This window comes from Chryseotalea sp. WA131a (assembly GCA_025370075.1).
Lineage (GTDB): Bacteria > Bacteroidota > Bacteroidia > Cytophagales > Cyclobacteriaceae > ELB16-189.
This window is the reverse complement of record CP073016.1, coordinates 735,901-757,165: the sequence shown is the minus strand read 5'-3', so window position 1 is coordinate 757,165 and position 21,265 is coordinate 735,901. Positions and strand designations below refer to the sequence as shown.

The 21,265-nt window shown below is 42.7% G+C and carries 22 protein-coding genes; 5 read left to right on the top strand and 17 right to left on the bottom strand.

The features are described from left to right. Positions 1–42 precede the first annotated feature (42 nt). The gene (locus tag KA713_03540) at positions 43–1,911 is read right to left on the bottom strand and encodes an ABC-F family ATP-binding cassette domain-containing protein (GenBank protein UXE67688.1); all 1,869 of its coding nucleotides are present in this window, start codon (positions 1,909–1,911) and stop codon (positions 43–45) included. 204 nt (positions 1,912–2,115) lie between these two features. Between KA713_03540 and KA713_03535 the strand changes: the two genes are divergently transcribed. Further along, a complete protein-coding gene (locus KA713_03535) occupies positions 2,116–3,207 on the top strand; it encodes a UPF0236 family protein (protein ID UXE67687.1) in 1,092 nt (363 codons plus the stop codon). 106 nt (positions 3,208–3,313) lie between these two features. Further along, positions 3,314–3,754, top strand: coding sequence for a TerB family tellurite resistance protein (locus tag KA713_03530; protein UXE67686.1), 441 nt, complete (start codon positions 3,314–3,316; stop codon positions 3,752–3,754). A gap of 12 nt (positions 3,755–3,766) precedes the next feature. On the opposite strand, the gene KA713_03525 is transcribed toward KA713_03530, so the two are convergent. Then, positions 3,767–5,149, bottom strand: a complete 1,383-nt coding sequence (locus KA713_03525) for a sodium-dependent transporter (GenBank protein UXE67685.1) — start codon at positions 5,147–5,149, stop codon at positions 3,767–3,769. A gap of 121 nt (positions 5,150–5,270) precedes the next feature. On the opposite strand from KA713_03525, the gene KA713_03520 reads away from it, so the two are divergent. Continuing rightward, on the top strand, positions 5,271–6,719 hold the full coding sequence (locus tag KA713_03520; GenBank protein UXE67684.1) for a TonB-dependent receptor: 1,449 nt from the start codon (positions 5,271–5,273) through the stop codon (positions 6,717–6,719). A gap of 105 nt (positions 6,720–6,824) precedes the next feature. Here KA713_03520 and KA713_03515 read toward each other — a convergent pair whose 3' ends face one another. Next, positions 6,825–7,529, bottom strand: a complete 705-nt coding sequence (locus tag KA713_03515; GenBank protein ID UXE67683.1) for an SDR family NAD(P)-dependent oxidoreductase — start codon at positions 7,527–7,529, stop codon at positions 6,825–6,827. A 364-nt stretch (positions 7,530–7,893) separates the two neighbouring features. On the opposite strand from KA713_03515, the gene KA713_03510 reads away from it, so the two are divergent. Together KA713_03510 and KA713_03505 are read left to right on the top strand one after the other, a co-directional pair. Next, a complete protein-coding gene (locus KA713_03510; GenBank protein UXE67682.1) occupies positions 7,894–8,622 on the top strand; it encodes an ABC transporter permease in 729 nt (242 codons plus the stop codon). Between the two features lie 10 nt (positions 8,623–8,632). Next, entirely contained in the window at positions 8,633–9,388 is a 756-nt protein-coding gene (locus KA713_03505) for an ATP-binding cassette domain-containing protein (GenBank protein ID UXE67681.1), read from the top strand. 11 nt (positions 9,389–9,399) lie between these two features. Here the strand turns inward: KA713_03505 and KA713_03500 are convergent, their stop codons facing one another. The 14 genes from KA713_03500 to KA713_03435 form a co-directional block, all read right to left on the bottom strand. After that, positions 9,400–9,993, bottom strand: a complete 594-nt coding sequence (locus tag KA713_03500) for a Uma2 family endonuclease (GenBank protein ID UXE67680.1) — start codon at positions 9,991–9,993, stop codon at positions 9,400–9,402. 58 nt (positions 9,994–10,051) lie between these two features. Next, complete coding sequence (locus KA713_03495; GenBank protein ID UXE67679.1) at positions 10,052–13,660, bottom strand: HAMP domain-containing histidine kinase; 3,609 nt, start codon at positions 13,658–13,660, stop codon at positions 10,052–10,054. A 42-nt stretch (positions 13,661–13,702) separates the two neighbouring features. After that, positions 13,703–14,065: a DUF983 domain-containing protein gene (locus KA713_03490; GenBank protein ID UXE67678.1), complete on the bottom strand. Its 363-nt coding sequence runs from the start codon at positions 14,063–14,065 to the stop codon at positions 13,703–13,705. Beyond that, positions 14,028–14,279, bottom strand: coding sequence for a hypothetical protein (locus KA713_03485; GenBank protein ID UXE67677.1), 252 nt, complete (start codon positions 14,277–14,279; stop codon positions 14,028–14,030). The genes KA713_03490 and KA713_03485 overlap by 38 nt, the downstream gene beginning before the upstream one ends. 78 nt (positions 14,280–14,357) lie before the next feature. Continuing rightward, positions 14,358–14,882: a DUF420 domain-containing protein gene (locus KA713_03480; protein ID UXE67676.1), complete on the bottom strand. Its 525-nt coding sequence runs from the start codon at positions 14,880–14,882 to the stop codon at positions 14,358–14,360. Between the two features lie 35 nt (positions 14,883–14,917). Then, positions 14,918–15,388, bottom strand: a complete 471-nt coding sequence (locus KA713_03475) for a hypothetical protein (GenBank protein UXE67675.1) — start codon at positions 15,386–15,388, stop codon at positions 14,918–14,920. Between the two features lie 64 nt (positions 15,389–15,452). Then, a complete protein-coding gene (locus KA713_03470) occupies positions 15,453–15,791 on the bottom strand; it encodes a cytochrome C oxidase subunit IV family protein (GenBank protein ID UXE67674.1) in 339 nt (112 codons plus the stop codon). 38 nt (positions 15,792–15,829) lie between these two features. Then, on the bottom strand, positions 15,830–16,594 hold the full coding sequence (locus KA713_03465) for a cytochrome c oxidase subunit 3 (GenBank protein ID UXE67673.1): 765 nt from the start codon (positions 16,592–16,594) through the stop codon (positions 15,830–15,832). 9 nt (positions 16,595–16,603) lie between these two features. Next, positions 16,604–17,182 carry a cytochrome c oxidase subunit 3 gene (locus tag KA713_03460; protein UXE67672.1) on the bottom strand — a complete coding sequence of 193 codons (579 nt, stop codon included), beginning with the start codon at positions 17,180–17,182 and terminating at the stop codon, positions 16,604–16,606. Positions 17,183–17,187: 5 nt separating this feature from the next. Further along, a complete protein-coding gene (locus KA713_03455; protein UXE67671.1) occupies positions 17,188–17,619 on the bottom strand; it encodes a clan AA aspartic protease in 432 nt (143 codons plus the stop codon). Next, positions 17,620–18,504 carry a heme o synthase gene (cyoE, locus tag KA713_03450; GenBank protein UXE67670.1) on the bottom strand — a complete coding sequence of 295 codons (885 nt, stop codon included), beginning with the start codon at positions 18,502–18,504 and terminating at the stop codon, positions 17,620–17,622. A 2-nt stretch (positions 18,505–18,506) separates the two neighbouring features. Next, positions 18,507–19,535, bottom strand: a complete 1,029-nt coding sequence (locus KA713_03445; protein ID UXE67669.1) for a COX15/CtaA family protein — start codon at positions 19,533–19,535, stop codon at positions 18,507–18,509. A 55-nt stretch (positions 19,536–19,590) separates the two neighbouring features. Next, positions 19,591–20,502: a hypothetical protein gene (locus tag KA713_03440; protein ID UXE67668.1), complete on the bottom strand. Its 912-nt coding sequence runs from the start codon at positions 20,500–20,502 to the stop codon at positions 19,591–19,593. Positions 20,503–20,708: 206 nt separating this feature from the next. Then, the gene (locus tag KA713_03435) at positions 20,709–21,260 is read right to left on the bottom strand and encodes a transposase (protein ID UXE67667.1); all 552 of its coding nucleotides are present in this window, start codon (positions 21,258–21,260) and stop codon (positions 20,709–20,711) included. Between the last annotated feature and the right edge of the window lie 5 nt (positions 21,261–21,265).

Below are 21,265 nucleotides of genomic sequence, written 5' to 3'. Positions count from 1 at the left end.
ACCAGTATCTAGCATCTAGTATCTAGTAACCAGTATCCCGTTTTACACACCCGCCATCTCACTCAACTCCAACCACCTCGCGGTCTTCTCTTCAATGGAATTACCCAACTCCTGGATCTGTATTGCAAGTTTGGTAAGCACTTCGTGGTCAGTGCTACCAGCATTCAATTGTTCCGTTAATTGAACTTTCTCCGTTTCCATTTTTTCGATTTCGGTAGGCAATTTTTCGAGCTCAATTTTCTCGTTGTAAGAAAGTCCTTTTTTGGTTTTTAATTCAATCTTTAAATCTTGATTATCAGTTGATTGAACAGACTTGGTGGAAGTTTCTATTTCTTCCAAATAGTCTCTATAATCCGAGTAATTTCCATTGAAAGGCTTAATCTTTCCTTCGCCTTCAAAGATGAAAAGCTGATCGACCAAATGATCCATAAAGTAACGGTCGTGAGAGACCAACACCAAGCAGCCCGTGAACTTGTCCAAAAAGTCTTCTAGCACATTCAGTGTGTCGATATCAAAGTCGTTGGTAGGTTCATCCAAAATCAAAAAATTAGGATTGGTCACCAATACCTTCAACAACTGCAATCGCTTCTTTTCACCACCGCTCAATTTTTCAATAATGTTGTATTGCTTTTCGGGTGGGAACAAAAAGTTATCTAAAAACTTGGATGCTGAAATCTGAGAACCATCCGATAAGGTAATGAACTCAGCAATGTTCTTTACTTCTTCAATTACCCGATTGGTAAGCGTCAGTGTTTGTACTTCTTGCGTGAAGTAGCCTACTTTAGTTGTTACGCCTGGTATAATCTCACCCGATGTTGGTTTTGATTTACCCGTAAGCATATCCAAGAAAGTCGACTTGCCAATGCCATTCTTACCAACAATGCCAATACGGTCTTTCTTCTTAAACACGTACGAGAACTTCTCCACCATCTTTTTGTCGCCATAGCTTTTGGATACGTTGTGGAGCTCCAAAATCTTTCCGCCCTGCCTGGCCTCTTTCAAATCCAATTCAAGCTTGTCTTTCTTAAGGTTTACCGATGCCTTATCCTGCAATTCGTAAAACGCCTCGATACGGTATTTGGCCTTTGTTCCCCGAGCCCTGGGCTGTTTACGCATCCAATCCAACTCCTTTTTCAGCAGATTTCTTGCCTTTGAAACTTCCGTTTTTAACATTTCTTCACGCTCTTGCTTCTTCTCTAAAAAGTAGGCATAGTTGCCTACATACCGATAAAGTTTACCTCGGTCAAGCTCTAAAACCACCTTTGAAACGTTGTCTAAGAAGTATCGGTCGTGGGTCACCATCAGCACAGTCATGTTCTGGCCGCTGAGGTATTTCTCCAACCATTCAATGGCCTCCAAGTCCAAATGGTTGGTCGGCTCATCCATAATAATAAGGTCTGGTTCAGTCAGAAGCATTTGTGCCAAAAAAATACGCTTGCGCTGCCCGCCCGAGAGCTCTCCAAATTTTTGGTCCAAATCAGTAATGCCCAAACGGCCCGTAATCTCCTGCACCTTGGCATCGTAATCCCACGCGTTCAATTCTTCCATCTTTTCAAGAGCGCGCTGCATTCGCTCGGCACTTACTTCGGGGTGGTGAAGGCAATCTTCGTATTCGCGCACGGCTTGGGCAACTTTGTTCTTATCGTCAAACAAAATTTCTTTCACCGTAAGAATATCGGCTACATTTGGTTGCTGCGTGAGGTAGCCAAACTTGATGCCTTCGCGCATGCTCACCACACCACTATCTGATTTTATCTGACCAGTTAGTATTTTTAGCAGCGTAGATTTGCCCGTACCGTTCTCACCTACCAAGGCCACCTTCTCGCCCTGACCAATGCCAATGGTGATGTCTTTAAAAAGCCAGCGGTCGTTAAAGGATTTTGAGAGGTCTTCGGCAGAGAGATAATTCACGGCAATCAAAAATTTAGGCCGCAAAGGTAAGGAAAGGGTTGGAAGATCGGTGGAGAAGTTCTGAACGGGTGCATTTCAAATTGTCGCGATTTTGTAAATTTAAATAAAAACAAAAAACTATAAGCAAGGAGGAATTTTTAGCCGTAGCGGAACAGCGCTATGATGCCCTTCAAAAGCTGAACCAATTGGACAGCTTTTACAATTATGAGAAACTATTTGTGGAACTATGGCGAGACCTTGGGCGAGAGGTACTCGAGAAGAATCTCGGTCCTGTTCCCCTTAACAGGCGTAAAAAAAAACTACACGACTTTGGGGCAAATAGGAATTGACAAACGGCATGCCTTCAGTGAAGGCAAAAATGGTTTTCAAATCAGCCCTGTGATGCAAGAACTCATGGTGTATGCAGGCCAACTGGATTGTTACGGCAAGGGCCATGAGGTGATCAAGCAATTTCTACAAGTGGAGGTGAATGCCGCGCAAGTGTACCGGGTCACCGATACCTATGGGGCGGAACTTGGCAAAACAGTGAATGGGGCCAGGACACCCCCTCCCGTAAAACAACAAGACACCTTGTACGTAGAGGCGGATGGGTCGATGATCCTGACACGGGAAGAGCAATGGAAAGAAGTAAAAGTAGGCCGGATATTTAATTCATCAGATTGTATCAAAATCGATGAAAAACCGGGCTGGATCAAGCGACCGCAGTATATAGCCCACTTGGGCGATCATCGCTCTTTCATCGAACAAAGCGATAAACTCATTGAATCCTATGGATCGCTGGGCGAGCGATTGGTGTTCATTTGCGATGGTGCACCATGGATCAGAAACTGGATAGCAGATACTTTTCCAGGTGCACTATCAATCTTGGATTATTATCATGCCACTCAATACCTGTACCCCTTTTCGGAATCATGTTTCAAGGACAGGCAAAAGGCACAACAGTGGACCGAGGCACAAAAAAAACTTCTGTTGAACAGTGAAGTGGATCGGGTAATGGATAACATCAGGGAATTATTTCCCGGCCATCCACAAGCCAGAAAAATTTTGGGCTACTATCAAGCCAATAAAGACAGAATGGACTATAAAAAATATTTACAAATAGGTTGCGGCCTTATTGGTTCAGGCGCCATTGAATCCGCTCATCGAACCGTGGTGCAAAAGCGACTTAAACTCTCCGGACAGCGCTGGACCAAGAGAGGAGCACAGAACATGCTCAACTTACGCGTAACGCACATGAATGGCCAATGGGACAAAGTAGTTAAACTCGTACAAACTGAATTTAAAGCCGCAGCTTAACCGCGTCAATTTGAAATGCACCCTTGGTTTAGGGTATTAACAAAATTAATGATATTTTTAAATCAATTACAGGCCAGTACTTTAGCAATAACTAACAGCAAATTCTATGAGAGGATTCTTTGAAAACCAATACCTATCCTACAAAAAAGACCACATTAAAAACCTGATGGCATTGGCCAAGGCAGATGGACACGTGCACGAAAAGGAGAGAGCAGTTATTTTTAAAATAGGCAAGCGCTACGGCTTGAAAGAACGCCAAGTGCAAACCATTTTGGATAGCAACGAAAAATTTAAAGTGAATGTGCCCAACAACCACTTGGATAAAATGAATGTGCTTTACGATTTGATGCTGATAGTATTTGCCGATGGTGTGATTGAAAAAAAGGAAATAGAATTCTGTGAAAACATAGCCAAAAAACTTCAAATGAAGAAAGGTGTCGTAAAATGGCTATTGGATGAAGTTTTTGAAAAAGGAAAAGAGCCTGCCCACGATGAATGGGAGAAGATGAGGCGGGAAGCGGAGGAGATGTTTGTTTTAAATAAGTAGTAGTTAACAGTACTACCCAAAAATTTTCTCAATCCCAATAAACTTATCGAAGATTATCAATATCGATAGCACGCCTAGCAAGATAGGGCACACCCAAGAAATCATAAAGTTCACATACGTTTTAAGCCATGACCCTATGAAGTTTGGATTGCCGTGCGATAACTCTTCGTTCATGTTGGCAATCTTCCAACGCTGGCGAATGAAGATGCAGAGCATACAGCCTCCAATCGTTAAACTTAAATCGCACATGTCGCTCACAAAGGTTAAGAAGTCGCGGCCTTTATAAAAAGGTAGGTGTGATAAAAACTCTACCTTCCCCATGCTTAGCAAACTGGGTATGCCCAATACAAAGATCAATGTGGCCACTCCCCAAACCACCGGCTTGCGGGGCAGTTTCTTTTGGTCTACTAAGTAGGCAACCGGCACTTCGAGCAATGAGATGGTGGAAGTAAGCGCGGCAAAACAAAGTAATAAAAAGAATGAGCCACCCACTATTCGCCCCACCACGGGGCCCATATTGTGAAACACCTTAGTCAAAACCACAAACACCAAACTTGGCCCTTCCACATCAAAAGCGCCAATGGCCGCCACCATGGGAAACACCATCAAACCAGCCAAAAAAGCAACTGAAGTATCAGCAATCGAGATGACAGCCGCGGAGGAAACTACATTTTGCTTTTTATCGACATACGAACCATACGTCATCAACGTGCCCATGCCGAGCGAAAGTGAAAAGAAGGCCTGGCGGAGCCCATCGAATAAGGTTTGCGAATTGATTTTACTTAAATCGGGTACTAAGTAAAACTTAACACCATCAATCGCATTGGGTAATGTGAGGCTGTAGATAATAAGTCCAATTAAGATTGCATAAAGAGCCGGCATCATAATTTTATTGGCAGCCTCAATTCCTTTCTGCACACCTTGCGAAACGACAAAGGCTGTCAGCACCATGAACCCAATGGAGAATATCATAATCGTGCCGATGTTGTTGATATAGCTTCCAAAAAATGCTCCAAAATCTTGCTCATTTAATAAGTTGCCAAAAGATATTTCTAAGAAATAGCCAAATGCCCAGCCCGCCACTACATTGTAGAATGAAAGAATAAAGATACCGGCTAAGATGCCGAATAAACCCAAGTAACCCCACTTGCCACCACCCAATTTTTGGTAGGAACCGTAGGCATCGCTTTGCGCTTTTCTTCCAATGGCGATTTCACCCACCATCACAGGAAAACAAAGTGTTAGTATGCAAATCAAGTAGATGACCAAAAAAGCTGCGCCACCGTTTTGGCCTGCTAAGTAAGGAAACCGCCAAATGTTACCTAGCCCAACAGCCGAACCTGCTGCGGCCAAAATAAAACCTATCTTGCTAGAGAAACTGCCTCTGTTTGCCATAGTCAAAAATTTTGGCAAAATAGATGTTAAACCATTAGTATCAAAAGGGAGGCGCATCGGTTGAATACTTAATTTCGTTAGATCAAAAAAATAATGGAAATTGACAGCGTGAAGTAAGCATATGGAAGAGCACAAGAAACTGACCACCCAAGAGAAAGCACTGCGGATCAACTTAAGTAAAGCCATTTATGGCTCGTTTGCGGAAATAGGAGCAGGGCAAGAAGTTGCAGCTAATTTTTTTAAAGTAGGCGGTGCCTCGGGCACCATCGCTAAAACCATGTCGGCATACGACATGAAGTTTTCTGATGCGATTTATGGGGTGGGCGATCGTTATGTATGCGAAGATAGACTCATGCGGATGCTTACACATGAGTACCAACTCTTGCCAGAACGGCTTCCGCACCGAATTGAAACCACCCGTTTTTTCTCTTTTGCCGATACCGTAGAAGTTTTGAATTACGAACGCACCAACCAAGGTCATGGTTGGATTGGTTTACGTTTTCAAATGCATCCACAAAGTGATTTTAATGATTGCGTCATTCATGTAAAGATGCACGACAACGACCCACTTCAGCAACAATCATCCCTCGGGATTTTAGGGGTGAACCTGATTTACGCCTGTATGTTTTTGCACGACCCTGAGCAAATTGTTTTGTCGTTGCTAGATGGCCTTACCACCCGAAGGATAGAAGTGGATATGTTTCGGTTAACAGGCCCCGATTTTGGGTATGTGGATAATCGGCTGATGGCTTTGAAGTTGGTGAAGAACGGGCTCACCAAAGCAGCGATGTTTGGTCCCGATGGACAAGTGATGCAGCCATCGGAATATTTGTATAAAAAGAATGTGTTGGTTCTGCGCGGTCGCTTTCGCCCGGTTACACATGTCAACGTAGACATGCTACTCACTTCCCTTCGGCATTTTAAGAAAGAAGAGGATGTAGAGCGATCCAAACTAATTACACTTACCGAACTTACCCTAAATGACTTGAGCCCCGATGGGAACATCGATGAAAAAGATTTTTTGTATCGAGCAGACATTATCTGCTCGTTGGGGCAAAATGTATTGGTGTCCAATTATTTTGAATACTATCGATTGGTTGATTACCTATCCAAAATCACCAAAGGAAAGAAGACAGGCATTGTGATGGGGATTTATGCCTTGCAAAAAGTATTTGACGAAAAGACCTACGAAAACATTCGTGGCGGGATTTTGGAATGCTTTGCTTCACTTTTTGGCACGAATGTCAAATTGTATATCTATCCCGCCTTGCGCAAAGACGGTTCCCTTTTTACGCTAAAGGATTTCGAAAAAGAATTGCCTGCCAATTTAAAGAGTTTGTTCCGCTACGTAATGGAGAACAATAAATTGGAAGACATTCACGATGCCAACGTGGCCAATCTCAATATCATATCCGACAATGTGCTGGCCATGATCAAGCGAGGAGAAGATGGCTGGGAAAAATATGTTCCTCACAAAGTGGAAGAGGCCATTAAAGAGCAAGGCTTGTTCGACTATCCAAAAACAAATTCTACGGGCGCACTTGTAGAGCAAGCGAAGATTGAAAACTGATTTTTATTTCTAATTGAGGTTCTTTACCCCAGATTTTACGGTAGGAATAAATTTGTGGTAAATCGTATAACACCAAGGGCAAGGAACTATTTGCCTGTACAACCATCAAATATCCCCCAACTGTGGCCGTATCAAAATCTCTTCCACCACACTGCGCTTGGATAGGCTGTAGGCGCTGAAAATGGTTTCGGCTACGTCTTCGGATTTCATGAAACGTTCATCGGGCAGATCGACTCCTTCCCAACTGGAGGTGCGGGTGGCACCGGGCAAGATGGCCGTTACCCGGATGCCTTTGTCTTTGAGTTCTTCGCGCAGCACTTTGCTAAAGCCTAGGAGGGCAAACTTAGAGATGGCATAGGAGCCGCCATTGGGGTAAGCCTTTATGCTGGCGATGGAGCACATGTTGAAGATATGGCCGCTTTGGCTGGCCACCATTTGCTTGGCCAAGCCGCGGGTGATGTAGTAGGCGCTGTACACATTGCTGTTGATCATGCTCTCTAAACTGCCTTCGGGCTCGTCTAGCACCGAGCCGGGAATAAAATAGCCCGCATTGTTCACGAGCACTTCTATGGGGCGGTTAAGGGTCTGTATAAAGTTGACAAAACTTTTTATCTGGCTCAATTGCGACATATCGGCCGGGTAGACAAAGGCTTTTACGCTGTGCTGCTTTTCAATTTCGGTGTGGAGGTTGGTCAAGTCGTTTTCCTTTCGGGCGCAGGTGGCCACATCAAAACCGGCTTGGGCAAATCGCTCTAAAATAGCACGGCCAATTCCTTTCGTTCCGCCCGTTACAACTATCAGTTTGTTCATACAATTTCGATTATCTTTGAGCAAGATAGGGGAATTTAGATTTTAGATTTAAGATTTTAGATTTGAGATTTAGGTGATTAGGACTTGGGTGTTGGGGCTTAGATGTTAGGACTTGGGTGTTAGGTGTTAGGAGTAAGGAGACAGGAGTTAGGATTTAGGAGATGATGAATTAAGAAGTAATGATACGCAGCCTGTGGCTTGAGACGTGTAGCCTGCGGCATTTTTGTGAAAGAAGATAGAAGTCAGAATTTAGAATGGGGAGCTAAGAAGAACAGTTGAGCAGCTTGTAGCTTGAGGCATGTAGCCTGCGGCCTTGTGATAAAAGAATATAGAATTTAGAAGTGAGAAAATAGAATAAATAACGGTGAAAGAATTCGGTAAATACATGATGTTTTTGGGCACGCTAGTGGTGAGGCGTGAGACGTTTATTACCTACTACCGCTTGGTGATTGAAGAGTGTATGCAGATTGGGGTGAAGTCAATTTCGCTTTTTGTGCTGGTCTCTACTTTTATGGGGGCAGTGACTACGGTGCAAACCGCTTACAATTTAGTAACACCCCTTGTGCCTCGTTATGTAATTTCGCAGGTGGTGCGCGAGATGACAGTGCTGGAATTGGCCCCTACCATTATGGCCATAATTTTTGCTGGTAAAATCGGGTCCAGCATGGCGGGCGGACTTGGCACCATGCGCATTACTGAGCAGATCGATGCGCTCGAGGTGATGGGTATCAATTCATCTTCATACTTAGTATTGCCCAAGATTATTGCTTCGCTCATTATGTACCCCATGCTAGTGATATTTGCTGGCGTTTGTTCGATGGTGGGCGGCTATTTGGTGGGCGTGTTTACGGGCATTCTTACCCCAACTGAATACATCATGGGCATTCGCTCGGTATTTAATGAATACACCGTTACGTTTGCATTGATAAAATCATTCGTGTTCGCTTTCTTGATTTCCTCCATCTCTTCTTTTAAAGGCTACTACACCCATGGTGGAGCATTGGAGGTGGGCATTGCCAGCACCGAAGCCGTAACCTCCAGTGTGATTGCTGTTTTGTTGGCCGATTACTTCTTAGCAAACTTGCTGCTCTAATTCACAAGTCATGATTAAGATTAAACATATTTCAAAATCCTTCAATGGCAAAGCGGTGCTCAACGACATCAGCGGTGAGTTTGACAAAGGAAAAACCAATTTGATTATCGGAAGCAGTGGCACAGGCAAAAGTGTTTTGTTGAAATGTATTGTCGGCTTGCTTCAATCCGATACAGGGAATGTGTTTTACGATTTGCGAAACTTTACCGAAGCCGACAAAGAAGTAAAATCTGAAATACGCAGGGAGATCGGGATGCTCTTTCAAGGAGGCGCCCTCTTTGATTCTAAAAATGTGGAAGAAAATGTTCGCTTCCCCCTCGACATTCTCACCACCATGCCACTAGATGAAAAAATGGACCGCGTTAACTTTTGCTTGAAACGCGTGGGGCTAGAGAATGTGAACAAGAAAATGGCTTCTGAGATAAGCGGTGGTATGAAGAAGCGTGTGGGCATTGCACGCGCCATGGTCAACAATCCTAATTATTTGTTTTGTGATGAGCCCAACTCTGGCTTAGACCCGCAAACTTCTATTTTGATTGATGAATTGATTTTAGAAATCACGCACGAGTTTAATATTACCACCATTGTGGTTACCCACGATATGAACTCGGTGCTGGGTATTGGTGAGAAAATTATGTTTCTCTACAAGGGCAATATGATGTGGGAAGGTGCCAATACAGAAATTACCCACTCAGGTGTAAAAGAGCTGGATGACTTTGTGTTCATCAACAAGGTGATGAAGAGTTTGAAGGGTAAACCGATTTAGGAATTCGCGGTTCAGTTTTTATTCTTAAGTAAAGTCAAGTTGATTGAAAACCCTTTAACTATCTCATTTGCCTCTAGAATTTTATCAAAAGAATCAACTTCTTCAATTGACCCATCAAGTTTATAGATGTATGCCTTCTCTTCAATTGGGTCAATAAGCCAAGCGAGTTTCGTTCCATTCTGAACCCACTCGGTCATTTTAACTTTTAGCTCAACTAATGAATCGGATTCAGACCTCAGTTCAATTATGAAATCAGGGGAAATGGCAGCAAACCGCTTCTTATCTTCTAGACCAAGTCTATTCCATCGCTCACTGCTAATCCAAGCAGCATCAGGCGAACGCATCGCATTATTTGGAAGTCGAAAACCAGCTGATGAGTCAAACGTAACACCACCTTTAATCTTTTGATTCCACATCCAAAGTAGTGAGGATACAGTGCTATTATAAGAAGAGCCAAGCAAACCTACAGGTGCCATAATAACTATTTTTCCACTTGAGTCACGCTCAATTCGCAATTCACTATTTGCTAAACAAAAGTCGAAAAGCCATTCATCCGATAGCTGTTCTTCCCTTGGAACTTTTATAGATACTGACCCAACTTCCATAGATTAAAGTTAAGAATATTAAATTAACTAAAAAAGTAAGCAATGTGATGTGCGTTTATCAAACCAACGAAAGCTTAATATAGAATACGGCTCCCATCCTTACTTCAGACTCAAACCAAATGACTCCGTTCATATACTCAATTCCTTGCTTGGCAATCGCCAGACCTAAACCCGAGCCTGATTTTTTGGTGCTGAAAGATGGGGTGAAAATTTTGGATTTGTCTTCTTCTGAAATGCCGACTCCCCTATCCGAAAACGAAATGAGGCATTGCTTATCTTTTTTTGTCAATGCAACTTCCACAGAAGCATCCGACTCTCGTTGATACGATTGCAAGCCATTCAAAATTAAATTAGAAAAAATGCGGATGAGCAATTGTTCATCGCCCAGCACGGCTTCATGGTCAAATTCTACTTTCAATGTAACCTTGCCATTGCTTCCATTGGCATACAGATTTACAGCCTTACGCAACGAATCAGCGATGTTCACTTTTGTCAGTACAGGTGTTGGCATTTTTGCAAATGAACTAAAGGAAGTGGCAATGCCATTTAATATCTCTACCTGTTCCAAAAGCGTTTTGATAGAACGCTTTTTCCTTTCATCCACTTCGGGTGCCTGTTCCATTTGTTGAAGGGTTAGCTTCATAGGGGTGAGTGGATTTTTAATTTCATGGGCCACTTGCTGCGCCATTTCGCGCCAAGCGGATTCTTTTTGTGTGCGTGCGAGAGCTGCTTTGCTGCTCTCTAAATTGCTGAGCATCTTATTATACTCGCTTACCATCAAGCCTATCTCATCATTGGCCTTCCATTGCAGGGGTTTGTTTTCTCCCGTAAGAGTTGTTTTGCCGAGGGTCTTGGTGATAAATCGCAAAGGGAACGTCAGCCAATCGCTGGCAAACAAAGAAATTAAATTAAAAACGATAAACACGACCACAAATACCACCAACACATTGCTTAGCACAATCGCCTGCGATTTTTCAATTGCCCTTGCCGATTGAAAAAAAGGAAGGTTAACAATGCCCAACAATTCGCCTGAAGTGGAAGAGCGAAGTGCACGATAGGAACTACTGTAGGTTAAATTTCCAATTTGCTCATCGGTCACTACATAATTTTCTTTTTCATTTACAATTTTTTGCCAAGCTGCACGGTTCATTTGTTTGGATAAAAATTGATTATCGAAAATCAGCGGTTGGCTAGAGGCCAGCAAGCCGCCAGTAGCATCGTAAAGTGAAATGTCGGACTGTGAAGATTTTGACAAGGCAATCAATGGAGTGGATAATTCGGTTACTTGTTTTGTTGAATCTTCGCTCTCCATCCACGAGGCAATCGTTTCCGTTAAAAGTTCAGATTTTGATTCGATGGAAGTTGTCAGTTGCGATTCGGATGTACGGTTGGTAACAGACAGCGTAGCAATCGCCAACACTACCAACGGAATAATAAAGGCAGCATAAATGTATAATTGAATGCGGCTTGAATAGTTGAGTGTATTGCCCTTTGAAAAACTGTAGAGCGTATACAGCAATATCCAAGCAAACACCAGTGCCAATCCCAACAAAAACCAAAATGCAAAATTGGCAACTACGTAAAACCAAGGGTACCTGCGTGCAGACACCACCACCACTTCGCCTTCATCGTCTTCCACGGCAATATGGTCATACCCAAATGAATTCACGCCTTTGGTAAAAATGATAGGGTCAGCAATTTGTTTTGTTGTCTCCTGCCGATCGTAATTAAACTCGCCACTGGAAGCAATCAATTTTCCATTTGAATAAAAGCCATAACTAAAATCGCCTGTATTTAAAAATTGTGAAAATCGATTATCGATCAGCAGTTCCGGATAAACGGATAAAGGAGCCACCTTTTTTAATGTCAAGTCAATTAAAACAAATCCCACTAAAGTGGATTTGTAGATTGGAATCACATTCAGGTAACGCTTAATGGAGCGTGCTTTCGATTCCTTCAGCCAATACACCCCTTCGTATTCTGTTTTAGTGGTAAACTTCTGTACATTCTGAATAGAAGAAGCCAAGCCATCGGTGGTTTGATTGCCAATGCCCTCCCCTGCTGCATCAAACAAATATACATTCACATCGTAGCGATCGAAATAGGCATTGATGTAAAGTTGTTGGACGCGTTGACGGATTACTCCTTTTGGGAGAAAAGGAGAGCTTAGGCGACTTTGAATAAAAAGATCGTGCGAAACCTTTTTGCTGGCATCATACAAGATATACTCACCTAAAATATCGTGGTTCACCAAGCTATTAGTGGCAAAGCGAAATTGCGATTGCTGCGTAGCTTCTGATGAAAAAAACCGAATGGTTAAACCGCCCTGAATGCTATAAGCTGCAATGGCCAATAAAAAATAAGAGAAACTGATAAACCCAATCTTTGAAAGTGAGTTGGTAAGCCCACTATAAAAAAGCAATGCAATGTAAACGGATGCAATCAGGAAAGAAATTTTGTAATCATGGTTGGATGCCCAAGAATACAAAATAAAAATAGCCGCGGCAGTTAGCAGCGTAATGGCAAACTCCTTTTTTGTTTGAAGGTGCTTTACCCAACTGACACAAACATGGCAAAATATAAAACTCGATAATGTACCCAACAACACACACCCAAATGCCACCACGCGAAGGGCATCGAAATAAACGAATTGAGTAATATCTAAATGGATCGATGAATTGTGAAAGATGATTTCGTAAAACAAAAACGGAAATAAAAAAGAAAAAAAGGCGACCGTTAGCAATCCCGTTGAACCAATAAACTTAGTAAAGGCATTGGCGGTGGCTAGCCACGAGAAAAGCTTGAACCGAGCATGAAAAACAAACAGGTAGGTAGAACAACAAAATACCACCAAGGAGTTCAACAAAAAATCGCCCAGCGAAACATTGAACGTTGAAGAAGCAAACTTTTGAGGATCAAACAAACTCCAGTAACCCACATTAGCCGGAAACTCGGAGTAAATCATTCCCAATCGCAGGGCAAACAAGGAAAAGAACAAAAGCAAAAACACCACATCATAATAGCCCCCACGATGCAACGATTTTAAGGCAACTAGCAATGCCCCCAAGAGAAACGCTAAACAAATACTCACCAAGAAAAAAGTTCTGGTGTCAAATGGTAATTGGGAAATCAGAAATTCGTCTCCCATATTAAAATACGTACCAATCTTTACGCCCAATGAATTAGAAGGCGGAAGGATTTGAATTCCGTCTATTGGAAAAATAGTGCGGTTCCAAGTATTGTGAATGTATTGATTGGAGACTTTAAATCGTTCCGCAAGGGGGATCGAACCAATCAACCACCGGCCTTCAGGCAACTTCCATTGCTTAACCAAAAAATCACCGCGCGATGACTGACTTAAAAAAACAGAGTCCTTGGATGTGAAAAACTCCGGAACGAATTTCTCATTGCTCCAAGCAATAACAGTGGTTGAATCAAAAAGTAAAAACGAGTGCCTGACAGCCGACCAAGATGGATGAACAGGAGAAAGACTTTTTAAAATGTTTGCTTCACGATCTAATTCATTTATCTCTGAGAGGGTATTTTTATAAATCTCCGAGGCAATAGGTTGGGGCAAAAATTGAGTGTGGTAACGATGATCCGACCACCAACCCATGCCCGCAAACAAAGCAGCACCTAATAGAAAATAAAGAAGCTTTCGGAACATAACTTCTTAAAGATAACAAACTTGGCTGGCATGACCGAAGCCTCAAACCCGATACGCCTCTCCCCCAAACCAGTATAAAAACAACACGCGGGAATACCGAAAACTGAAAGGGATAAACAAAATGCACGAGAGTACCAACCCCACCCCGAATACCCAATCGGGTGGATTAAAAAACAAATATAAAAACAACCAAGTGCCAACCATCAAGGCAACCGTGAAAGCATAGCTAACATACAGGGCGCCAAAATAAAAACCTGGCTCGGGCATAAGACTAACTCCGCAATTAGGGCATACTGAAAACATTTCAGCAAACCGAAAAGAAATGGCAGGATGCGTAAACATATCACCCTCTCGGCATTTGGGGCACTTACATTGCCAAATCGCTGCTGCTGAATTTTTTCTCATTGCGTTTACTAGATCGGTACCAAAAAAAAGCCAGGGCACCAATGGCCAAATAGGGTGCAACAAATAAATACAAAATGCCAAAGTTGATGCCGGCCGCAATACCAATATCACCGTTGCTGATATTGTTCTCCAACTGCGTACGGCACATCGCACACTGGGCAAAAGAGCTGGAGGCACTCGCCAGCAGAATGATAATGAATACAATTTTTTTCATAGTAATCAATGTTTCGTTATCGATGGTTGGTAAGTGTTAATCAATATCCCCCAATCCCTAAGTCCTAATACCCAATCCCTATTTATAATAAGGACTAATCATGAAATAAACCACCACGCCTGTAACAGCGACATACAACCACAACGGAAACGTAAATTTAGCCAATGCCTTGTGTCTTTCATAGTTGCCAGCTAAGGCTCTCGAAAACGTAAGCAAAACAAAAGGCACTACCCCAATGGATAAAAGAATGTGCGAAATCAATATCACGTAATATAAGATTTTAATAAGCCCTTCACCACCAAAAGCAGTAGAGGCACTGAACATATGGTAGATTACGTACATCACCAAAAAACAGGTAGATAAAGCGATGCACACTTTCATAAGATATTCATGAATGCTTTTCTTTTTACTTTTGATGGCAACAACCGCCATCACCAGCAGAATTGCCGTAATTCCATTAATGGTAGCATAAATGGGCGGCAAAAAAGAAAAATCATAACCCGGTATTTTTACCCGAAACAAGGCAGCTACCACCAATGGAATAGCAACGGACAATGCGATGATTAACTTTTGGTAAGGGTCTTTCGTATCTACTTTCTCCATATTTCTTTTTGCGATAATCAGTGAATCTGTGGCAACTAGTATTGCTCCAACAAAATCTGTAACTCCACTATCAATCGGTCTGTTTCCTCTCGACTGCTCAAATTATAATACCCTCGTATGTGTCTATCCGTATCAACGAGCACTGTTTTCCAAGGGTCTCGCATTAATAACAAACAATCCCGCCATTGTGTTGAGTCAGCCGCTAAATAAACCGATGTAACTTCCGAGGTTTTGATTTCTTGCCACACGTGTTTAAAATTCTCCAGTTCCTTTTCGCTTGGCGCGAAGGTTAATAAAGCCGGTTGGTTTTTCCAATCAATTGACTTGATGAGGGATTCATCTACTTCAAATGGCTTTGATTTGTTGGTTACGCAAACGGAGTCCACACCATTCTTGTAATAGACCGGAATATCAAATTTATTCTTGCCAAAAAGCTTTAAAAAAATGAAAATGGCTACGGGCAAAATCAGCGCTAACCCCAAAAAAATAGATTTCTTGTTTTTCATTCTTTTATAAAAAAGAAGGCTAAAGTAAAACCTTAGCCTTCTTTATATTGTCAAATAAGTAAGCTTAGCCACCAATAAAATTAATATCTGAAATTTTCATGCCTTCGTAAACAAAGGCTACGAGCATCCAAACAATAAAAACAATCGGAATCAAAATGGACCAGAACAACACCTTTACCTCATAGCGCAAGTGCATGAACTCGCCCACAATGTAAGCTGCCTTTACGATTGTCATGGCTACAAATATTGAAGTTTTTAACACACCGTGTGGTAGTGTAAATGCTATTAAGAACTCAACTGCAGTAAGCACACCTAAAATAGCGGCCACCGTCCACAGTTTTTTTATTTTCTCACGATCTGGAGGGAGTACAGTTACTTCGGGTTCATGTGAATGATGTGCCATATCCTAGATTTAAGATTTAAAGATTTTATAATTAAGATTTATACCAAGTAGAAGAATGTGAACACAAACACCCAAACCAAATCTACAAAGTGCCAGTACAAACCAACTTTTTCTACCATTTCATAATGACCTCTGCGCTGGTAAACCCCCGTAACCGTGTTATAATAGATTAAGAAGTTCAAAAGAACACCACTAAATACGTGGAAACCATGGAAGCCTGTAATAAAGAAAAAGAAATCAGCAAAAGGTTGCGGGCCATATTGATTTGCGTGAAGATTTGCACCAAAGACTTCTTTTGTAACCCACTGACCGTCCACAAAATCCTTTACTAATGTGGGAGTTCCTGTTCCTACAATAAAGTGTGTCCATTCCCAAGCTTGGCAACTCAAAAAAGTAACGCCTCCCACAATCGTCCACAACATCCATTTCTCTACAGCTTTTTGATCCATTCGGTGACCCGCCTCCACAGCCAGTACCATGGTTACACTGCTCATAATCAAAATGAAGGTCATGATACCGACAAACACCAACGGCAATTCCATCCCGTGTAGGAAAGGCACTGCTTCAAATACCTTTTCAGGTATCGGCCAATATTCCTTTGAAAAAGTAAACGCTTCTGGCAGCCCCGCGTAGGCATTATGGGCAGAACGAACCAAACCATACGTAATCAGCAAGCCGGAAAATGTAAATGCATCCGAAAGCAAGAAAAACCACATCATGAGTTTGCCATAGCTGGCATTCATGGGAGATACCCCTCCATTCCAAACATCTTGACCGGGTGCTGTAGTAGTTGCGTGTGCCATGTTTAAAAATTATCGCAGCAATGTTAAGAAAACAAACAAATATAGCCAAAGAACACCCAAAAAATGCCAATAAGTTGTGCACATTTCTATCTGGTTCAGATTGAATTTGTTGCGGAAAGCTTTATTTAAAACAATCAGTAAAAACACAATGGCACTGATAATGTGGGCACCGTGCAGGCCTGTAATGATATATAAGAACGAACCGGAAGGGTTGCCAACCAAGTAAACGCTATGACCAACCATGTCTTTCCAGCCCAACCATTGTAGTATCAAAAAAGCAAGTCCTAAAATCGTGGTAATCAACACCATCGATTTCACGGCCTGAGCCAAGCCTTTCTTGGCATTCCAATAGGTCATTTGCATGGTCACACTACTCAACACAATGACCACCGTGGACAGCAAAAACTGTTTCGGCAGCTCAAACAATTGCCAGTTGCCTTCTGCCCTGCGCACTATGTAGGCAGAGGTAAAAGCCATAAACAAAATAAATACACTCGCCATAAACAGCCAGAGTCCAAACTTTTTGGGGTGCATGGAAATGGGCTTCTTCGGTTCTTCTACAATTTTAAAATCAACTGCCTCGTTCATAATTATTATTTTAATTTCATTTGTGCGTAATATGGGTGGTCAGGGTTTACCACCAACTCTTGCTTATAGGGGTGTATCAACACATCCATGTCTTCCATAGGTATCGCACCGAGTAAGGGCTCATTCTCACCAGGCAAAACCATGGCATCTACAGAACATCTTCTATTCTTAAATTTAACCTCTATAGGCCCCACCACATCATACTCAACTATACTTCCATTCGCTAACTGGCCTTTTCTTCTTTCAACAACGGGCAGTTTAAGCTGTTCTTGAATATTCTCATTAATACACATATAAACACTCCCCGTATCCACCAGCATATCAACATTCATCCTCTTCACCTCTTCTTCGCCAATGACATGTCTTTTAGCTAAAATGAGGTCTTCACCATTAATCAATTCAATATTTGCATGAATCAGCCCCATGGTTTTATACATTTAAACTTTATCCAACAAATACGCTATCTGCACAATAGGCAAATATAAAAACGACCCAAACATAATCCGCTTGGCCGATTGCGTGCTGCCTGTTTTCATCAATGAAAATGTCTGTGCGAAAAATGCTACGCCACACACCGTAGCCACAATACCCGAGTTTAATCCTGTAATGCCAAAAGTAGCCGGAAGCAATCCCAAGGGAATCAAAAACATCGTGTAAATCATGATCTGAATAGCCGTGTTCAAATCCTTCCCTCCACCTGATGGCAATAGTTTAAACCCTGCCTTTTTGTAATCGTCATCGGCTACCCAAGCGATGGCCCAAAAGTGAGGGAACTGCCATATAAACTGAATCCCAAAAATAATCATAGCCTCGTGCGAGATAGAGCCCGTGGCCGCCACCCAACCTAACAAGGGCGGCAATGCACCCGGTATAGCCCCTACAAAAACAGCAATCGGCCCTACACGCTTTAAAGGTGTATATACAAAACTGTACAACACCATCGAAACGATAGAAAGGATTACCGTAAGAGGGTTGGTATAAATCCATAAAATGATGATGCTAGTAATAGCACAAAGTGCCGCAAACACACTTGCCTCTTGCACCGAAACTTTAGCGGTGGGTATTGGTCGGTACATCGTGCGCGTCATGATGGCATCCAGGTCTTTTTCGATAATCTGGTTGATGCAAACGGAAGCCCCCGACAATAAAAATCCGCCAAGAGTCAACATCAACATAGTTGGCCAATTCACACTTCCCTTGGTGGCCAAAGCATAGCCAAAGGCACACGAAAATGCCACCAAAAAGGAAAGGCGAGGTTTTAACAAATCGTAATAGGCCTTTGTTTTGGATGGCTGAAGGGAAATGGACGCTGTTTCTTGCATGGCTATTGATCTAACACGAGTTGCTTGGCTTTGGTTATGGAGAAAAACAAATACAGTTGCACCCCAAACGTAACAGTGGCCAGCAACAAATGAATCGGTTGAAACGCTGCCGGAACTGAAAAGTAAGCCATTACCACTCCCGTGAAAAATGAGGCCAAAATTAGCAGTATTACAGCTCTCGATAAAGCTTTTAATTCAGTACTTTTCATTAGTTTCCAAATCAAAATACCATTGCAAATCAAAACAATCCACGAAAACGATCGGTGCACAATAAACTCCATTCCCAGGCCCGCCATCCAAGAGCTTCTGGGCAGCGAAACGAGTTGATCAATTGCTTCGCGTACTTGTGTACCAAAATAAATCTGTAGCAATAACAAACCCATGCATAAAACCAAAAAGCCACGGATGCCTTTTTCTGTTACCTGAACAGGGGCTTTACCGTTGCTGGCTTTTACCAAATACACCAAGAAGCCAACAATCAGCATGGCAATAAACATGTGGATGGTAATGGTCCAGTTGGTGAGGTTGGTAGAGACTACAATTGAACCAAACCAGCCTTGCACGATAACCACCAGCAGGGTTGCCAGGGACAACCAAAAAATGACAGATTTGGTTTTTCTAAACTTCAATGACCGATAAAACAGGGCAACAATCAATAAACCAATAACAACCCCTACCAATCGGTTGAGGTACTCGATCCACGTTTTGGTCGCATTAAAATCTGCTTCCACCAAAATCGATTGATCGGTCATGATTTTGTCGGCCGTAGCATTCATGCCAATCCATCGCAAGTACTTGGTAAACTTTACGTTTTTCTTAGCGCGATAGTCAGAATACGCTTGTTTGTAATCAGCAGGAAGTTGATCGACCGAAGTGGGTGGAATGTAGCTTCCAAAACACTTTGGCCAATCGGGGCAGCCCATGCCCGAGCCAGTGGCGCGTACTATGCCGCCCACGGCTATCAAAAAATAAACAGCGACTAACGTTGTAAGACAGAGTTTATAAAAACCCCTTGTTGACACCAACCCCATGCGGCTGCAAGTTAATTCAAAATGCACATTGGTAACATTCCGAATTGCTAAAGGTTTATCTTTTCTTTAGAAGCAACTTATACTGCACCCCAAACCGCATTACCAACTGCTCGGGGAAACCCGCGGTAAGGCTTTTGTCAAAGTTGTAGAGCATCTGCACATTGCCTGTAAAGTACTGACTGATTTTGAACTCTGTTTGAACGCCCGTCAACCAAGTCCAGCGCCACTTGCGTTCTATAGGTTCGCCCACCCCCCCAAACTTAGGGTAGCTGGCCGCATCGGCCTCTAACCTAAACCTAACCGCCTTAAATGTTTTGAACGTGCCAAACATATTGAAGCCCCACACAGGGTTGGCCTGATCAAACTGCCACGTTTTGGTGCTCTCGCGCAAGCGATAAATCATGCCCCCGCCAAGTTCTATCCTTCCGGTTAAATTGTACGATACATTGGGGAACAGATCAACAATGATGGAATCTTTTCTGCCTTGCGCACCAAAGTTTATCCCAAACCTCACGCGCTCGCGGAAGGGTTTTCCTTTGAGCCCGTTCTTGGGCCATTTGTAATTCTTGGGAAGCTTGTCCAAGCTCTCGAGCGATGGCACTTTCTTCTTGATCTTCGCCATCTGGGCCATCGCCTGCTTCAGCACTTCTTCTTTTCCTGCAAAATGGTCGATGGCTTTTTTGGCAACTTCCTCTTTCATCTTTTCAGGGTCCTTCATAGCCTCCGCTGCCTTCATGGCTTCATTGTCTTTCATCAGCTTATCGGCATTGCCCATTTCTTTGCTGATGGCATTTACATCTTTCAATTGATTGGCAGCTTCTTCGGCCGCTTTGCCCGGGTCTTTGAGCGCGCCTTTTGCTTCATTTAATTTTCCTGTGGCGTCCTTCAACGGGTTCGCTACATTCTTCAGTTGGTCGTTCCACTGCTTCATTTGGTCGGTGCCGGGAACGGAAAGTTTACCGCCCACATTGTTCAGGTCTTTGGAGAGGTTGAGGTTTGCAAAATCGCCCCAAACTGGCGCAAGTGTTGTGCGTTAGTATGTGGCTTGGCTCACTTGTGCCTTTTAATAACTCATTTTTACTTTAGCTCTCAATTTACAAAAATCAAAATTAGCGCAAGTGTTGTGCGTTGATTTGTAGCGCGGCTCACTTGTGCCTTACAATAACTTTATTTTTAAATCAATATCACCTCTATCAATTTTTCGGGCATGCCTGCATAGTTGATCGCGCTGCTGTAAAGATAATCTTCTGGCTGCAAAACTATGCCTGCTTCTACTGGATTTTGATGTATATATTCCAATTTTTGTTCGATGATTTCGTTCGTACTCAATTCAATCGGGTGGTTGTGCTGTTGCCAAAATTGATACCGCGTGTTGTTGCTGTTCTTTTTGCCTGCCCGCTCAAACAGCCAAACCAGCCACTCCTTTCTGCTCTCTTGCGGGTTGGCTTTGATGGCCTCGATTATTTTCACTGATGTAAATTTCTTGATGTCTCTGATGATGCCCTCCAGGCTCTCTTCACCGTTCCGGCCGATGATCATGTGGACATGACTGCTCATGATGCAATAGGCACAGACCTCTAATCCCTTGTTCTTTTGGCAATAACGCAAGCTGTCCAAGAAAATATCTTTGTACTCACGCCTGATGAAAACATCCAACCAATGGATCACGGTGAAGGTGACGAAATAAAGTTTGTCTAGGTTACGAATTTTGTACTTGCGGCTCACGCTAA

Coding starts and splice junctions, on each gene's coding strand:
- KA713_03535 (UXE67687.1), top strand. CDS start 2,116: ATGAGAAACTATTTGTGGAACTATGGCGAGACCTTGGGCGAGAGGTAC.
- KA713_03530 (UXE67686.1), top strand. CDS start 3,314: ATGAGAGGATTCTTTGAAAACCAATACCTATCCTACAAAAAAGACCAC.
- KA713_03525 (UXE67685.1), bottom strand. CDS start 5,149: ATGGCAAACAGAGGCAGTTTCTCTAGCAAGATAGGTTTTATTTTGGCC.
- KA713_03520 (UXE67684.1), top strand. CDS start 5,271: ATGGAAGAGCACAAGAAACTGACCACCCAAGAGAAAGCACTGCGGATC.
- KA713_03515 (UXE67683.1), bottom strand. CDS start 7,529: ATGAACAAACTGATAGTTGTAACGGGCGGAACGAAAGGAATTGGCCGT.
- KA713_03505 (UXE67681.1), top strand. CDS start 8,633: ATGATTAAGATTAAACATATTTCAAAATCCTTCAATGGCAAAGCGGTG.
- KA713_03500 (UXE67680.1), bottom strand. CDS start 9,993: ATGGAAGTTGGGTCAGTATCTATAAAAGTTCCAAGGGAAGAACAGCTA.
- KA713_03495 (UXE67679.1), bottom strand. CDS start 13,660: ATGTTCCGAAAGCTTCTTTATTTTCTATTAGGTGCTGCTTTGTTTGCG.
- KA713_03490 (UXE67678.1), bottom strand. CDS start 14,065: ATGAGAAAAAATTCAGCAGCAGCGATTTGGCAATGTAAGTGCCCCAAA.
- KA713_03485 (UXE67677.1), bottom strand. CDS start 14,279: ATGAAAAAAATTGTATTCATTATCATTCTGCTGGCGAGTGCCTCCAGC.
- KA713_03480 (UXE67676.1), bottom strand. CDS start 14,882: ATGGAGAAAGTAGATACGAAAGACCCTTACCAAAAGTTAATCATCGCA.
- KA713_03475 (UXE67675.1), bottom strand. CDS start 15,388: ATGAAAAACAAGAAATCTATTTTTTTGGGGTTAGCGCTGATTTTGCCC.
- KA713_03470 (UXE67674.1), bottom strand. CDS start 15,791: ATGGCACATCATTCACATGAACCCGAAGTAACTGTACTCCCTCCAGAT.
- KA713_03465 (UXE67673.1), bottom strand. CDS start 16,594: ATGGCACACGCAACTACTACAGCACCCGGTCAAGATGTTTGGAATGGA.
- KA713_03460 (UXE67672.1), bottom strand. CDS start 17,182: ATGAACGAGGCAGTTGATTTTAAAATTGTAGAAGAACCGAAGAAGCCC.
- KA713_03455 (UXE67671.1), bottom strand. CDS start 17,619: ATGTATAAAACCATGGGGCTGATTCATGCAAATATTGAATTGATTAAT.
- cyoE (UXE67670.1), bottom strand. CDS start 18,504: ATGCAAGAAACAGCGTCCATTTCCCTTCAGCCATCCAAAACAAAGGCC.
- KA713_03445 (UXE67669.1), bottom strand. CDS start 19,535: ATGGGGTTGGTGTCAACAAGGGGTTTTTATAAACTCTGTCTTACAACG.